At 68.9% G+C, this 14585-nt stretch carries 15 protein-coding genes; 5 read left to right on the top strand and 10 right to left on the bottom strand.

What is annotated here, in order from left to right; genetic code table 11:
* Positions 1-30: 30 nt before the first annotated feature.
* Entirely contained in the window at positions 31-807 is a 777-nt protein-coding gene (locus H483_RS31705) for an SDR family NAD(P)-dependent oxidoreductase (protein ID WP_017837357.1), read from the top strand.
* Between the two features lie 170 nt (positions 808-977).
* Here the strand turns inward: H483_RS31705 and H483_RS31700 are convergent, their stop codons facing one another.
* The 4 genes from H483_RS31700 to H483_RS31685 all read right to left on the bottom strand — a co-directional run bounded on the left by H483_RS31700 (position 978) and on the right by H483_RS31685 (position 4189).
* On the bottom strand, positions 978-1808 hold the full coding sequence (locus tag H483_RS31700; protein ID WP_017837356.1) for an amino acid ABC transporter permease: 831 nt from the start codon (positions 1806-1808) through the stop codon (positions 978-980).
* Complete coding sequence (locus H483_RS31695) at positions 1805-2467, bottom strand: amino acid ABC transporter permease (protein ID WP_017837355.1); 663 nt, start codon at positions 2465-2467, stop codon at positions 1805-1807. The genes H483_RS31700 and H483_RS31695 overlap by 4 nt, the downstream gene beginning before the upstream one ends.
* Before the next feature lie 77 nt (positions 2468-2544).
* Positions 2545-3360 carry a glutamate ABC transporter substrate-binding protein gene (locus H483_RS31690; RefSeq protein WP_017837354.1) on the bottom strand — a complete coding sequence of 272 codons (816 nt, stop codon included), beginning with the start codon at positions 3358-3360 and terminating at the stop codon, positions 2545-2547.
* Positions 3361-3454: 94 nt separating this feature from the next.
* Positions 3455-4189, bottom strand: coding sequence for an amino acid ABC transporter ATP-binding protein (locus tag H483_RS31685; protein WP_017837353.1), 735 nt, complete (start codon positions 4187-4189; stop codon positions 3455-3457).
* 95 nt (positions 4190-4284) lie between these two features.
* Between H483_RS31685 and H483_RS31680 the strand changes: the two genes are divergently transcribed.
* Positions 4285-5523 (top strand): fatty acid desaturase, encoded by a 1239-nt coding sequence (locus tag H483_RS31680; RefSeq protein WP_017837352.1) that lies wholly within the window; start codon positions 4285-4287, stop codon positions 5521-5523.
* A gap of 2 nt (positions 5524-5525) precedes the next feature.
* A complete protein-coding gene (locus H483_RS31675) occupies positions 5526-6020 on the top strand; it encodes a hypothetical protein (protein ID WP_017837351.1) in 495 nt (164 codons plus the stop codon).
* Between the two features lie 42 nt (positions 6021-6062).
* On the opposite strand, the gene H483_RS31670 is transcribed toward H483_RS31675, so the two are convergent.
* The 3 genes from H483_RS31670 to H483_RS31660 form a co-directional block, all read right to left on the bottom strand.
* Positions 6063-6341 carry a WhiB family transcriptional regulator gene (locus H483_RS31670; protein WP_017837350.1) on the bottom strand — a complete coding sequence of 93 codons (279 nt, stop codon included), beginning with the start codon at positions 6339-6341 and terminating at the stop codon, positions 6063-6065.
* A 213-nt stretch (positions 6342-6554) separates the two neighbouring features.
* Entirely contained in the window at positions 6555-7544 is a 990-nt protein-coding gene (locus H483_RS31665) for a glycosyltransferase (RefSeq protein ID WP_017837349.1), read from the bottom strand.
* A gap of 52 nt (positions 7545-7596) precedes the next feature.
* Positions 7597-8157, bottom strand: coding sequence for a type 1 glutamine amidotransferase domain-containing protein (locus H483_RS31660; RefSeq protein ID WP_017837348.1), 561 nt, complete (start codon positions 8155-8157; stop codon positions 7597-7599).
* Positions 8158-8240: 83 nt separating this feature from the next.
* Between H483_RS31660 and H483_RS31655 the strand changes: the two genes are divergently transcribed.
* A complete protein-coding gene (locus H483_RS31655; protein WP_017837347.1) occupies positions 8241-8969 on the top strand; it encodes an LmeA family phospholipid-binding protein in 729 nt (242 codons plus the stop codon).
* A gap of 38 nt (positions 8970-9007) precedes the next feature.
* On the opposite strand, the gene H483_RS31650 is transcribed toward H483_RS31655, so the two are convergent.
* Entirely contained in the window at positions 9008-10570 is a 1563-nt protein-coding gene (locus H483_RS31650; protein ID WP_017837346.1) for an adenylate/guanylate cyclase domain-containing protein, read from the bottom strand.
* A gap of 231 nt (positions 10571-10801) precedes the next feature.
* Between H483_RS31650 and H483_RS31645 the strand changes: the two genes are divergently transcribed.
* Positions 10802-12367 carry a DEAD/DEAH box helicase gene (locus H483_RS31645; RefSeq protein ID WP_017837345.1) on the top strand — a complete coding sequence of 522 codons (1566 nt, stop codon included), beginning with the start codon at positions 10802-10804 and terminating at the stop codon, positions 12365-12367.
* Positions 12368-12427: 60 nt separating this feature from the next.
* On the opposite strand, the gene H483_RS31640 is transcribed toward H483_RS31645, so the two are convergent.
* Both H483_RS31640 and H483_RS31635 read right to left on the bottom strand, forming a co-directional pair.
* Positions 12428-13276 (bottom strand): thioesterase family protein, encoded by an 849-nt coding sequence (locus H483_RS31640; RefSeq protein ID WP_017837344.1) that lies wholly within the window; start codon positions 13274-13276, stop codon positions 12428-12430.
* Between the two features lie 22 nt (positions 13277-13298).
* On the bottom strand, positions 13299-14507 hold the full coding sequence (locus H483_RS31635) for an acyl-CoA desaturase (RefSeq protein ID WP_017837343.1): 1209 nt from the start codon (positions 14505-14507) through the stop codon (positions 13299-13301).
* Positions 14508-14585: the final 78 nt, after the last annotated feature.

The following is a 14585-nucleotide window of genomic DNA, read 5'->3' as shown; positions in this document are numbered from 1 at the left end:
TCGGCCTCGTCTGCTTGTTACGGTTCTGGCATGGATATCTCCGGAGCAAGTGCAATCGTCACAGGCGGTGCGTCAGGAATCGGCGCCGCCGTCGTCCGTCAGCTCGCCGCACAGGGGGCGAAGGTGGTCGTCGCCGACCTCAACGCCGAGAAGGGCGAGGCCCTGGCGAATGAGGTCGGAGGCGCGTTCGTAGCTGTCGACGTGACCAAGACCGAGGACAACGTCAAGGCCGTCGAGGCCGCTCTCGAACTGGGTCCGCTGCGGTACCTGGTCAACTCGGCCGGCATCGGGTGGGCGCAGCGCACGATCGGCCGGGACGGCGAGTTCGCCTCCGCCTTCGACCTCGACTCGTTCCGCAAGGTCATCGACATCAACCTCATCGGCTCGTTCGACATGCTGCGGTTGGCCGCCACGGCCATGTCCCGCGGCGAGGCCGACGACGACGGCCAGAAGGGCGCGATCGTCAACATGGCCTCCGTCGCCGCGTTCGACGGCCAGATCGGCCAGGCCGCGTACTCCGCGTCCAAGGGCGGCATCGTGGGCCTGACCCTGCCCGTCGCCCGAGACCTGTCGGCCGCCGGTATCCGCCTCAACACCGTGGCCCCCGGCCTCATCGACACCCCCATCTACGGTGAGGGCCCCGATTCCGAGGCGTTCAAGGCCAAGCTCGGTGAGAGCGTGTTGTTCCCCAAGCGCCTCGGCTCGGGCGACGAGCTGGCGTCGATGGTCATGGAGCTTCTCACCAACCCGTACATGAACGCGCAGACCGTCCGCGTCGACGGTGGCATCCGGATGCCACCGAAGTAGCACGCCCCGCCATCGAAAAGGACGTTCCGCGCCTGCCCTCTCGGGCGATGTGTGCGGAACGTCCTTCTCGACGGTGCGGGTCTCTGGCGGTGCGGGTCACTGGCGGCGCGGCGCGGCGGGTCACTGGCGGCGCGGCGCGGCGGGTCTCTGGCCGAGCGCGGAGCGGCGGCTCAGGCCCTGGCGCGGCGCTTCTTCAGCCGACCTTCGAGGTACACGGCGAACTTGGTGAGCGAGTAGTTGATGACGACGAAGAGGATGCCCGCCACGATGTACGCGGGCACGGTGTTGGCATAGGCGGACCCCAGGGTCTTGGACCAGTTGAGCAACTCCAGGTAGGTGATGCCGTAGCCGAGTGCGGAGTCCTTGAGGACCACGACGAGTTGGCCGACGAGCGCCGGGAGCATGGCCGTGAGTGCCTGCGGGAGCTGGATCGAGCGGAGCACCTGCCCCGGGGTGAGGCCCACGGCGAGCCCGGCCTCCGTCTGCCCCTTGGGCAGTCCGTGGACTCCGGAGCGGACGAGTTCCGCGATAACCGCACCGTTGTAGAGGGTCAGGGCGGTGACCACCGCGGCCAGCGGCGCGTGCTGGTTGGGCACGAGGTTCGAGGTAGCGAAGTAGCCGAAGTAGGCGAACACCATCATCAGCAGCACCGGGACCGAGCGGAAGAACTCCACGATCACGCCGCAGAACCACCGCAGCGGCGCGAACGGCGAGAGTCGGCCCATACCGAAGAGCAACCCGAAGATCACCGCGAGTACGACCGAGATCGCCGCCGCGGTGAACGTCCCCTTGAGACCGGGGATCAGATAGGAGGTCCACACCTGCGGGTCGGTGACGAAGGGCTCCCACATGAACGCCTGCAGCTGGCCGGCGGCCTCGAACTGGACGTAGACCACGTAGGCGATCCCGACGGCGATCAGGGCACCGATCACCGTGAAGATCTTGTGGCGTAGGCGGGCCTTGGGGCCCGGGGCGTCGAACAGGACGGCCTGGGTGCTCATCGCTTCACCGCCAGCTTCCGTGAGAGGGAGGTGGTCCAGAGCCCGATCGGGAGGGTGAGGACCACGAACACCATGGCGAAGAAGAAGAACGTCGGCAGGCTGGCGCCCTCGTTCTCGGTGATCACCTGCAGGAGCCCGGCGGAGTCACCTACGCCGATGACCGCGGCGACCGTCGAGTTCTTGATGAGCGCGATGATGACCGAGCCGAGGGGGGCGATGGAGCCCCGGAAGGCCTGCGGGAGGATCACCTCGCGCAGCGACTGACCGAACCCCAGCCCGATGGACCGGGCGGCCTCGGCCTGCCCCACCGGCACCGTGTTGACCCCGGAGCGCAGCGCCTCGCAGACGTACGCCGCGTGGTAGACCGCGAGCATGATCGCCGCCCACCAGAAGGCGTTGCGGGCGAAGTTGTCCGAGACGGACAGTTGGAGGATGAAGGACAGGCCGAGGATGCTGAACACCATCAGCAGGGTCAACGGCAGGTTGCGGAAGATGTTGACATACGAGGTGCCGAGGCCCCGGAGGACGGCCACCGGGGAGACCCGCAGGATCGCGACGATCGTCCCCAGCACCAGCGCGCCCGCCGTCCCGAGCAGCGATAGCTGGATGGTGACCCACACCGCCCCGAAGACGTCGTAGTTGGCGAATATGTCGCCCATGGTCGACCTTCCCTCATGTGGAGTGGAGGTCCTCCGCGTCACTGTTCAGGGTGACGCGGAGGACCTGGGTGGTCAGATCAGGCGCAGGCGTCCGGGTTGGGCGGGTTCCCCTCGCCCGGGACGAACCCGGCCGGGCCGAGGTTCTCCTCGACGGCGGCCTCCCAGCTGCCGTCGGAGATCATCTCGCGGATGGCCTCGTTGATCTGCTCGCACTTCTCGGTGTCACCCTTCCGGATGCCGATCCCGTAGAGCTCCTCTGAGAACGGGGAGCCGACGACCTTGAGCTGGCCCTGGTACTGGTCCTGCGCGGCGTACCCCGCGAGGATCGTGTCGTCGGTGGTCAGCGCGTCGACCGCGTTGGACACCAGTGCCGAGACGCACTCGGAGTAGGTGCCGAACTCCTGGAGGTTGACCCCGGGGACCTCTTCCTGGACGTTCTGGGCCGAGGTGGACCCGGAGACCGAGCACAGGCGCTTGCCCTCGAGGGACGCCGGGCCCGTGATGCTGTCGTCGTCCGCGCGGACCAGAAGGTCCTGGCCGGCGATGAAGTACGGTCCGGCGAAGTCGACCTTCTCTTTACGGGAGTCGGTGATCGAGTAGGTGGCGACGATCATGTCCACCTGACCGGTCTCGAGGAGGGTCTCGCGCTGCGCGCTCGGCGCCTGGACCCACTCGATGTCCTCGGCGGGGGTGCCGAGCTTCTCGGCGATGTACGTGGCCACGTCCACGTCGAGCCCGGTGTAGTCGTTGCCCTCCTTGAGCCCGAGGCCCGGTTGATCGAACTTGATGCCGATCCGGAGCTGGTTCTCCCCGCCGTCGTCGTTCCCGCACGCGGCGAGGCCGAGGGCGAGGGTGACCGCCGCTGCGGCCGATCCGATCCGTCGGAAGTTCATGGGTTCTCCTCGTGAAATGGGTGGGTAGGGATGGTGGGAATAGGTGTCGGTTCGGGGGGAACAGGCGGGGGTGGGATCACCGGCCCGGACCGAGTCAGTTGGTCAGGATCTTGGACAGGAAGTCCTTCGCACGCCCACTCTGCGGGTTGGTGAAGAATTCTTCAGGGGTCGCCTGTTCGACCAGCTCCCCATCGGCCATGAAGATGACGCGGTCGGCCGCCTTACGGGCGAATCCCATCTCGTGGGTCACCACGACCATGGTCATGCCGGACTTGGCCAACCCCGTCATCACGTCCAGGACCTCGTTGATCATCTCCGGATCCAGGGCGGACGTGGGCTCGTCGAAGAGCATGACCTTGGGGTCCATCGCCAGGGACCGGGCGATCGCCACGCGCTGTTGCTGGCCACCGGACAACTGCGCCGGATACTTGGCCGCCTGGTGGCCCACACCGACGCGATCGAGCAGCTCCATCGCCCGCTTCTCGGCGGCGGCCTTGGACTGTTTACGCACCTTGATGGGCCCGAGGGTCACGTTCTCGAGGATCGTCTTGTGCGCGAACAGGTTGAAAGACTGGAACACCATGCCCACGTCCGCACGGAGCCTGGCGAGGGCCTTTCCCTCCTGGGGCAGTTCCTTGCCGTCGATCGTGATCGAGCCCGATTCGAAGGTCTCGAGCCTGTTGATCGCGCGACAGAGAGTCGACTTCCCGGAGCCCGAGGGCCCGATGACGACGATGACCTCGCCCTGTTCGATGGACATGGTGATGTCCTTGAGCGCCTGGAAGTCACCGAAGTGCTTGTTGACGCCTGAGATCTCGACGAGTGCCATGCGGAGATCATAAGCGCCTGAGGATTTATCGAGTATCGACTCGCCGATTCGAGATAACGGTCGACAACCCCGCCACCCCTCCGTACCGTCTCCATATGGCGATATCAGACGTACAGGAATACGCGCATCTCTCCGCCGAGGACGTCGAGGAAATCGGCCGGGAACTCGACGCGATCCGCCAGGAGGTCGTGGACTCGCTCGGCGAGTCCGACCGGCGATACGTCAACAACACCATCCGACTCCAGCGCGGCCTGGTGGCCGGTGCCCGGGTGGTGCTCCTCTTCTCCGGATATCGCCCTGCGTGGCTGGTCGGCACCGGCATGCTGGCCGCCGGCAAGATCATCGAGAACATGGAGCTCGGCCACAATGTGATGCACGGGCAGTGGGACTGGATGAACGACCCGGAGATCCACTCCACCACGTGGGAGTGGGACATCGTGGGCACCTCGGAGCACTGGAAGGCCACCCACAACTATCACCATCACAAGTACACCAACATCGTGGGAATGGATGATGACGTGGGGTATGGCGTGGTGCGCGTGACCCGCGATCAGCCCTGGCATCCGGGGTACTCGCTCAACATCCTGTGGAACACGATTCTCGCGTTCACCTTCCAGTGGGGGGTCGGGGTCCAGCATCTCGAGATCGCGCCCGGGACGATCAACGCCTCGGGGCGGCCCGAACAGAAGCGACGTATCGGTCAGTTCCCCCGGAAGGCACGTCGCCAGGTGGGCAAGGACTACGTGTGGTTCCCGTTGCTCTCCGGGCCCAACTGGAAGTCGACGATCGCGGCCAACGCCACCGCGAACGTCATCCGCAACCTGTGGTCGAACGCGGTGATCTTCTGCGGACACTTCCCGGACGGCGCCGACAAGTTCACCCTCGAGGACCTCGAGGAAGAGACGCAGGCCCAGTGGTATCTGCGACAGATGCTCGGCTCGGCGAACTTCACCGGGAGCGATCTCACCCATTTCATGTCGGGCAACCTGTCGTTCCAGATCGAGCACCATCTGTTCCCGACCGTTCCGTCGAACCGGTACAAGGAGCTGTCGGAGAAGGTCCAGGACGTGTGTCGCCGGTGGGACCTGCCCTACACCACCGGCCCGCTGTACAAACAGTACTGGCAGTCATGGCGCACGATCGCCAAGCTCTCCCTTCCCAACCGGTTCCTCAAAGCCAGCCCGGACGATGCGCCGGAGACCAGGTCGGAGCGCATGTTCGCCGGCGAGCCGCGCACCTATACCGATCCCGCGGGGCCTCGGTCGGGCCTGGTCACAGCGCTGAAGCACCACACCGACCCCGAACAGCTCCGGCGCCTGACCCGCACGGTCTGACGGTGGCGGACGACCGAGCGGGCGGCCGGCCGGACGACCCGGCGGACGAGGGTGTCGGCATCGACGACCGGACGCCGAGCGTCGATGAGTCCCATCGGCGTCCGGCGGGGGCGACCGACGCCGAGGTGGAAGCCGCCGGCACTGCGAGCGAGGCACTGGAGTACATCGAGCGGGCCCGCGGGCGCCTGTACGACATGCACCAGCTGATCGGGCGGGCCGACCTGCTCTACCAAGAGGCCGCGGACCAGCTGGACGCCGTGGGTCGAACGGAGCTCGCCGAGACGATCCGGTCGGAGATGGTCGGGGTGAACGTCCTCCACGGACGGTGGACGTTTCAGATGGTCGAGGAGTTCGACGACGGCTTCTGGACCACGGCCCGCCGCGTCAGCCGGGCGGTGGTCGATGAGGTCACCGGTGGTCGGCGGCACGTGCACGAGGCCGAGATGAAGGAACGGAACCGGTCAGCCGGGCGCCACGGCCACGAGGCGACCCCGTAGGCGCCTCGTCGAGCCGCCTACGGGGTCGGTGACTGACTGCGGTCAGCCGGTTCGGTGCCGACCGGCCATGGCGTGACGCTCGGACTCGGTCGTCCCACCCCAGACGCCGTACAGCTCCTTCGACTCCATGGCGAATTGACGACAGGGGTCGAACACGGGGCATGTCTGGCACACCGCCTTCGCCTTCTCCTCCTTGCGGCGGCGCTGCCCCTTGGATTCGTCGTCCGCATTGTAGAACAGGTCTTCGAGATCGATACACGCGGCGGAGTCACGCCACGACCAAAACTCTGCGGTGGGTTCCAGATTTCTGTATCGGGGCATGGGCGTCTCCTCCTCGCCATACTGAAGTGCCCTGCCATGAGCCCTGGAAGTTCAGAATGCGATGACCTCATCGTGTCAGGCGACAGGAACACGTCAAACGCACGCAGCCCCACCAAGGCCTGCCTAACCACGCCGAAACGCCTGTGGCGCTGGGATAATTAGGGGACTCTTCCTGAGATTAAAGTTAGGCAATCGAACCGAACTCGCGACCTGTCACCCCACGAGCCCTCTCGTGGCGGCCCTGATGACCTCGGCGGCGCGGGCGGCCGCCCCGTCGACACCCCACCACGATCTGATCCCCGTCGACGCGCCGTCCCGAGAGCGATGGACCTGGGCGGAGACGGCGTGGGCGACAGCCGTCGGGCCATCGCCGTACCTCATCACGGCGGCCCCGGGGATCCCGTGGAGAGCCTCGGCCGTCGCGTCCTGCTCACCGTACGGCCGGCGGCCCGGGACCACCACGAGCGGGACATCGGCGCAGGCCGCGTCCGCCACCGATGCCTGCCCCGCCCCGGTCACCACCACGTCCGCCGAGCACAGCTCCGGCCACGGGTCCTCGAACCACGGCCCGTCGGGGCCGCCGATCTCCAGCCAGTCGGCGACCCCGAGATCGCGTACCGTCGTCCTGACCGCCCGCCAGAACCGGTGGTCGCCTCCCGTGCCGGAGCCGTTCAGGTGGACCACCCTCGGCCGGTTCGGGTGGTCACGTGGTTCGGTGGCCCGTTGCTCGAACCGGGACACGCCACCGATCTCGGCCACCGCGCCCTCGGTACGCCGCAGGGTGGCCTGGTGCACCCCCGGTGGCCAGGCTCCGATCAGACGCTCCGCCGCCCGGACCGACAACAGGTAGGGCTCGTCGTCCCTCACCCCGGGCGGGAGGGTGCTGACCATCGGGATGCCCGTCATCCGCGCAGCCAGGGACATCGCCGGCGAGGAGTCGACCCAGAAGGCCCGGGGTCGTGCGCGATCCATCCAGGCGACCGCCTCACGTCGGGCGCCGAGCGCGATCTCCTCCGAGCATTCTGAGGCGCCGGGCTCGGCGGGGAGATGGACGACCCGGATCCCGCTGGGCAGGAGTGCGTCGTCGAACTGCCCGGCGATCAGCATGGTCACGTCGAGGCCGCGCTCGCGGAGGGCGCCCATCACCGGGAGCACACGGTGGAGATGACCGCGACCGCGGTTGTGCACGTAGATGCCGATCACGTCCTCACCCCCTTGCGCTTGTGTCGCGCCGGCCCGTCCGGCGCCCGGCGGTCTAACCCACTGCGCGGATCGCCCCGAGGAGGGCGTCACAGAAGGCGGGGAGGTCGTCCGGGTTGCGGCTGGTGATCACCCCGTCTGAGGTGACCAGCTCCTCATCGACCCACTCCGCGCCGGCGTTCACCAGATCCGTGCGCAGGCTGGGGTAGGAGGTGACGCGTCGCCCGCGGACGACATCGGCCTCGATGAGAACCCACGGTGCATGGCAGATCGCCAGGACCGGTTTGCCCGCTTCGACCATCTCGCGGACGAGGGTCACCGCGTGGGCGTCTGTGCGGAGCGCATCGGGGTTGGCGACGCCGCCGGGCAGGACCAGCACATCGACATCTGCGGCGGTCACGTCGGCGGTCGTGCGGTCGACCGCCTGGGTGCCGGCCGGGCTTAGGTGATCGACGAGTTCGACCTCCCCGTCGGACGTGCTCACCAGTAGCGCCGTGTGCCCTGCCTCGGCCACGGCACCCCACGGTTCGGTCAATTCCACACGTTCGATGCCCTCGCCGGCCACGAGGAAGACGACGGTCCTTGTATCGGTGCTCACATCCTGGGTCTGGGTCATAGTCCGATCGTGGGGCCGGACCCCCCGGGACCGCAACCGGACCGCCGGTGGCCCCCGGCCCGAGGGTCCGGCACGATACGACAATGCGACGACGAGACCCGATCGACCGACGAGGACGGCACGACCGCCGGCGAGGCGGATGCGGCTGCTCGCTGCTCGTGTTGCTGCTACTGGTCCTGGGGCTGGCCGTGGCCGCGGAGTTCGGGGCCCGCTGGTATCTGTCGGACCGGGCGGAACGCGAGGCCTCGGCCCGACTCGGCGCCCCGGTGTCGGTGGGGTTCGGCCCCACGCCGATCCTCTGGGACCTGGCCACCAGCCGGGCCGTCGACACGGTCCGGATGACCTCCCCCGGTAGCGGAGACGTACCCCGGATCGACGTGACCGGGTACTCGGTCAGCATGGTCGACGGCAGCATCGTGGCCGCGTCGGCGGACGGGACCGCCACGCTCAGCGGTGACCAGCTCGCGGCGGCGGCAGCCGAGGGCAACCCGGCCGCTGACTCCCCGGTCGCGGGGCTGACCGAAGTCCGTTCGGTGCAGCCCGACGCGCAGGCCGGTCTACTTCGAGCGGACATCGGCGGGATCGCCGAGATCGGCGTGGCCCCCGGGGTCTCGGGCGGCCGACTCACGCTGACCCCGGAGCAGACCGAGGTGCTCGGCCTCCCCCTGCCGGACGGGCTGTTCTCCGGGATCACCGGCACCGTCGACTCGACGGTCGCCTCGCTCCCCGAGGGGGTGTCGATCCACGGGGCCCGCGTGGTGCCCGACGGGCTCGAGGTCGCGCTCGTCGGGACGGACGTCGCGCTGAGGTAGCGGCAACGCCGTGGTCCGCCGGGCGGCCCCGGGAGTCGTCAGGCTCCCGGGACGCACAGCTCCGTGGGTTCGGACCGACCCCGGACCACCTCGGAGCCGACCCGGGTCCACCAGGCGGCCTCCTCCGCCCCCGCCGAATCCACGGCGACGCCGGAGGCCAGGACGAGTCCGGACTGCTTCTTCGCCAGCTCGCACAGCCGGGACGCCTCGTTGACCGCGTCTCCGATGACCGTGTACTCGAAACGGTCGTCGGCGCCGACGTACCCGGCGACCACACCCCCGTAGGAGGCCCCGATCCCGGCCTGGCATCCCGGCACCCGCTCGGGCAGCCGCTCGCCGAGCACGCGGGCGCAGGCCAGTGCGGCGGACGCCGGGTCGTCCATCGGCCGGGGCGCGCCGAACACGACGAGTGCGGCGTCGCCGAGGAAACTGTCCACGATGCCGCCGTACTCGTCGACCGTCTCCACGACCACCCGGAAGAACCTGTTGAGCACGTCGACGACCTCCGTCGCCTCGGACCGCACCGCCATCTCGGTGGATCCGATGATGTCCACAAAGACGACGCCGACCTCGGAGGCGCTCCCGCCCAGTTCGGGGTCACGCTCCTCGGCGGCCTCCGCGACGTCACGACCCACGTGACGACCGAACAGGTCCCGGAGCCGTTCGCGTTCCTGCAGCCCGGCGGCCATGCGGTTGAACCCACGCTGGAGCTCACCGAGTTCCGTGCCGTCGTAGACCACCACCCTCCGGTCGAGCTTCCCGTCCGCGACGTCCTCCATGGCCCAACGGACGCTCCGGAGCGGACCGACCACGGATCCCGTTGCGAGGGAGACGAGCAGGAACCCGGCGAGGAGCGAGGTGGCGCCGAGCACGATCGCGATGACGGCGAGGCGTTCCAGTGTCAGGGCGCGCCCCGCCAACGTGTAGATCGCCACGATGATGAGTCCGGAGATCGGCACCCCGCTACCGACTGCCCACGACACCCGGAGGCGGGTCATCGCACCCAGGAACCGTGCGCGGGGGGCCGGACCGCTTGCGAGCGCGACCGCGGCCACGGGGCGGAGACCGAAGTCGGCGAAGAGGAACGCCACACCACAGACCACGAGTCCGGAGAAGACGATGGTGAACCCGACGGTCGGGATGGTCTCCGGGTCGATCACGCCGAACGCCGGCGTCACGACGGCTGCGCCCAGCAACCACAGGAAGGCCTGGATCAGCGTCATCCGGGTGGGCAGGCGGAGGGCACGCACCCGCTCCCGGTCCGTGGGCTCGCGACCGTCGAGAAACCACCGGACCCGGCGATAGACCACGCCGCGAACCCAGACCGTCCCGACCACGGTCGCCAGGGACACGTACACGGGAACCACGACGGCGTTGGGCACCAGGAACTCCCGGGACAGCAGGGCCGGACCCGGGAGCACGAAGAGGATCAACACCGCGGCGACGGCCACGCCGACGAGGTTGGACGCCAGCAGGGTCAGCAGCAACAGGACCCGGACCCGGATGGCCCGCATCCGCGCGGACTCCGTCTCCCGCCCGAGCAGCACCGAGCCGAGTTCCGGACGCCGAAACAGGGAGAGGTCGAGTCGCACGGTCCACATCGTGCCATCTGCGGGTCCGGAATTGAGGACCTCGTCACATCAGACCCGTCGAACTGTGGGGCCGGGACCGCGGGGCGTAGGGTGGGCGTGTCGGCCCGCACCACTCTTGCCTCGGGCCGCGTCGGATGTCGACCTCCCGTGGTCGCGCACCGGGCTCGTCGTTCACCTGCGACGAGGTGACCCAGGAGCGCGCCGGGCAAGACGCCCCATCTATGTACGGAGATTCCTCCCTTGTCACGTTCCTTCGCCGATCTCGGCGTACCTTCCCCCCTGCTCGACGTCCTCGCGGGCGTCGACATCGTCACCCCCACCCCCATCCAGTCGGCCACGTTGCCCGATGCGATGTCCGGTCGCGACGTCCTCGGCCGTGGCCGCACCGGTTCCGGTAAGACCTATGCGTTCTGCCTCCCGCTGGTCACCCGCCTCGCCGCGTCGGCGACCGCCGGCGGTCGCCGCAAGCGCAACGCCCCGCGCGGGCTGATCCTCGCCCCCACCCGCGAACTCGCCCGTCAGATCGACGAGACGCTCGCGCCGCTGGCCCGGGCGATGGGTCTCAAGACCACCGTGATCTTCGGCGGCGTCTCGCAGGGACGCCAGGTGAGCGCGCTCGATCAGGGCGTCGACATCGTGGTGGCCTGCCCGGGCCGGCTCGAGGACCTCATGGGACAGAAGCACTGCCGCATGGACTCGGTCGAGGTGAGCGTCCTCGACGAGGCCGATCACATGGCCGACCTGGGCTTCCTCCCGGGAGTCACCCGGATCCTGGCGGCCACGCCCGCGGGCGCACAGCGGCTGCTCTTCTCCGCGACGCTGGACCAGGGTGTGGACAAGCTGGTCAAGCGCTTCCTCGACACCCCCGTCGTCCACGAGGTCGACGACGGCTCCGCCACCCCCGGAGCGACCGCGCACCACGTCGTCCACGTGGACCCGGACGACCGCGTCCGCGCATTGGCGGACCTCGCCGGGGTGAACGACCGGACCGTCATGTTCACCCGCACCAAGCACGGCGCCAAGCGGCTCGCCAAGCAACTCTCCGGCCGCGGTGTGACCAGCGTGGACCTGCACGGGAATCTGTCGCAGAACGCGCGCGTGCGCAACCTCGAGGCGTTCTCCTCCGGTCAGGCGAGCGTGCTCGTGGCCACCGACATCGCGGCCCGCGGTATCCACGTCGACGACGTCGGGTTGGTCGTCCACGCGGATCCGCCCGCCGAGCACAAGGCGTATGTGCACCGCTCGGGTCGGACCGCCCGTGCGGGTGCCGTCGGCACCGTCGTCACCGTGGCCACCTCCGACCAGGTCCGCGAGGTGCGCTCGCTCCTGCGCTCGGCCGGCGTGACGGCCGGTGAGATCGTGCTGCCCGTGGGCGCGAACGCCGCCACCGCGTTGGCCGAGGCCCCCGAGCCCCCCGCACACGTCCCCGGGGATGCCGCCCCCGAGGGTCGGCCGAGTCAGGGGCAGAGCCGCCAGAGCCACAATCGGCAGCGTCAGGGCCGCGCCCAGGGCGGTCAGGGCCAGAGCCGCCAGGGCCGGGGCCGTGACGGGGCAGAACGCGGCCGTGCCGGCGCGGAGCGCGGTGGCCACGGCCAGGAAGGATCCGGGTCGGGCGGCAGTCGTCGTCGTCCCCGCCGTCCCCAGGCTGCCGGGTCACAAGGTTCAGGGTCGCAGGGTTCCGGGTCGCAGGGTTCCGGGTCGCAGGCGTCCCGAGGCCAGCGTTCGGCCGCCACCCACACGATCGCCCAGAGTGCGGGGCAGCCGCGGGGCGGCGAGCGCCGGAGGGCCAGCCGCCCCGCCGGCTGAGTCCGCCCCCGCGAACAGTGCTCCGGGCGGGCAGAAGCCCGATCGATCAGCCGCCGGCCGTCACCCGAACACCGTGATGGTCTGGCGGCTGATCGCCGTCAGTGCCCCGCCCGGTCCCCACAGCATGGCGTGCGTGTGCGCGTACCCATCGCGGGAGGCATCGGTGGTCGCCTCGTAGGCGAAGATCGCCTCTGGCGGGATCGTGTCGGGACCGACCTCCGCGACGAGCTCCAGCGTCCAGGTCAGACTGCTGGCGGGCGCGAAGCCGGAGAGCATCTGGATGGTCGCCGGCGGCCACGCGTCGGCGAGCACCAGCAGGTGCTCCTCGTGGAACTCCTCCGGGGTCTCGCGCAACTGCGCCCAGCCCGACAGATCGCCGGTCTCGGCTCCGCTGAAGGGCAGGGCGCCACCCACCTGCCTCAGGGCGAGGAACCGGTAGAACTCGGGGGTCACCTTCTCGATGTACGGAAACGGCTCGATCGTTTCGGGTTCCGGCAGGTCCGGAACGGGATGTCTCGGTGTCACGACGATGGTGGAGTCGCGATGCTTCCCGAACGCCGCCAGCGCGGTTGCGACGATCTCCCCGCCCTGCCGCAGCGTGGCCTGGCCCTGCGTCACGTTCGTGCCGACCCGCAGGATCTCCGCGTGGATCTGGACTTCGCCCGTCGTGGCGGGACCGACGAACGAGACGGTGAACGACCTCAACGGATGTGGAGACGCGGCACCGCCGCGATCTGCCACACCCGCGCGGTCGCCTGTCCCTGCCGCGTCCCCTACTCGGCCCTTGATCGCCGCGAGCAACAGGGCTCCGGTCAGCCCCCCGTAGATCGCCCGGCCCTGGGTCCAACCGTCCGCGATCTCGACGGTCCCACCGGCCGAGGCGGCCTCCAACATGCTCTGCAGCGACATGCCGGACAGTCTGCCAAAGGGGTCAGTGGACCAGTTGGGCGCGCCCCCTCTGCCGGAGCGCGACCAGGGCGGATGCCAGACCGGGCATCTTCGGCACCCGGTCGAACATCTTCTCGCTGCGGGTCTCCGCCGCGTCGTCGGCGGTCCGCTGGAGGAACCTGTCGGGCAGCGAGAGTCGCGCGATGGTGCGCCAGGACTGCAGGTACTGCTTCCACAGTGGCCCGCTCACGTAGGGCAGGTCGTACCGGTCGCACAACTCCCTGACCCGGAGCGAGATCTCCGCGTACCGGTTGGACGGCAGGTCGGGGAACATGTGGTGCTCGATTTGGAACGACAGGTTGCCCGACATGAGATTCATGACCGGGCCACCGTCGAGGTTGGCACTGCCGAGCATCTGGCGCAGATACCACTCGGCCTGCGACTCGTACTTCACGTCCTTGGCCGTGAACTTCTCGGCCCCGTCCGGGAAGTGCCCGCAGAAGATCACCGCGTTGGTCCAGATGTTCCGGATGATGTTAGCGGCGATGCTCGCGGTCAGCGCCTCCCGTCCGGCCGGCCCGGCCAGAACGGGGAACAGGATGTAGTCCTTGAGCACCTGCTGGCCCGCCTTGCGCAGGAACGTGCGGGCGGTGCGCTGATCGGCCGGGTCGGCATCGGAACCCGGGAGCGCGTCCTGGATACGGACCCCCTGCAGCCCGATCCCCCATTCGAATCCCGCCATGAGGGCCGTGTTGACGAGCAGGTTCGCGGAGAATCTGGGTTCCCACGGAATGTCACGCGTGACCCGCAGGACCCCGAACCCCACGTCGTCGTCCATCCCGACGATGTTGGTGAACTTGTGATGCAGGTAGTTGTGCGTGTGCTTCCAATCCGCGGAGCTGCCGACCAGGTCCCATTCCCACGTGGTGGAGTGGATCTCCGGGTCGTTCATCCAGTCCCACTGTCCGTGCAGGACGTTGTGCCCGATCTCCATGTTCTCGAGGATCTTGGCCACGGCCAGGGCCCCGGTACCCAGAACCCAGGCGGTCCGGTTCCGCGCGCCGAGGTACAACACGGCCCGGGCGCCGAGTTCGATCCCCCGCTGCAACCGGATCACGCTGTGGATGTACCGGTAGTCCCGCTCCCCGCGCGAAGCCAGGACGTCGGCCCTGATGGCGTCGAGCTCCCGCCCCAGCGCGTCGATCTGCTCGGGAGTCAGGTGCGCGTACTCGCCTACATCAGAAATGGCCATGGATCAACTGTAGGCACGCTCGGGGGCATGCGGCTACCGGCGAGTAGGAAGGAGGGTCGGATACGTGACCAAGGGCAC

The organism is Dietzia sp. UCD-THP, from assembly GCF_000349585.1.
Classification (GTDB): domain Bacteria; phylum Actinomycetota; class Actinomycetes; order Mycobacteriales; family Mycobacteriaceae; genus Dietzia; species Dietzia natronolimnaea_A.
This window is presented reverse-complemented; position numbering and strand designations above follow the sequence as displayed.

Excerpts from the sequence above, each read along its gene's own strand:
- H483_RS31705 (WP_017837357.1), top strand. The coding sequence starts at position 31 with ATGGATATCTCCGGAGCAAGTGCAATCGTCACAGGCGGTGCGTCAGGA.
- H483_RS31700 (WP_017837356.1), bottom strand. The coding sequence starts at position 1,808 with ATGAGCACCCAGGCCGTCCTGTTCGACGCCCCGGGCCCCAAGGCCCGC.
- H483_RS31695 (WP_017837355.1), bottom strand. The coding sequence starts at position 2,467 with ATGGGCGACATATTCGCCAACTACGACGTCTTCGGGGCGGTGTGGGTC.
- H483_RS31690 (WP_017837354.1), bottom strand. The coding sequence starts at position 3,360 with ATGAACTTCCGACGGATCGGATCGGCCGCAGCGGCGGTCACCCTCGCC.
- H483_RS31685 (WP_017837353.1), bottom strand. The coding sequence starts at position 4,189 with ATGGCACTCGTCGAGATCTCAGGCGTCAACAAGCACTTCGGTGACTTC.
- H483_RS31680 (WP_017837352.1), top strand. The coding sequence starts at position 4,285 with ATGGCGATATCAGACGTACAGGAATACGCGCATCTCTCCGCCGAGGAC.
- H483_RS31670 (WP_017837350.1), bottom strand. The coding sequence starts at position 6,341 with ATGCCCCGATACAGAAATCTGGAACCCACCGCAGAGTTTTGGTCGTGG.
- H483_RS31660 (WP_017837348.1), bottom strand. The coding sequence starts at position 8,157 with ATGACCCAGACCCAGGATGTGAGCACCGATACAAGGACCGTCGTCTTC.
- H483_RS31655 (WP_017837347.1), top strand. The coding sequence starts at position 8,241 with ATGCGACGACGAGACCCGATCGACCGACGAGGACGGCACGACCGCCGG.
- H483_RS31650 (WP_017837346.1), bottom strand. The coding sequence starts at position 10,570 with ATGTGGACCGTGCGACTCGACCTCTCCCTGTTTCGGCGTCCGGAACTC.
- H483_RS31640 (WP_017837344.1), bottom strand. The coding sequence starts at position 13,276 with ATGTCGCTGCAGAGCATGTTGGAGGCCGCCTCGGCCGGTGGGACCGTC.
- H483_RS31635 (WP_017837343.1), bottom strand. The coding sequence starts at position 14,507 with ATGGCCATTTCTGATGTAGGCGAGTACGCGCACCTGACTCCCGAGCAG.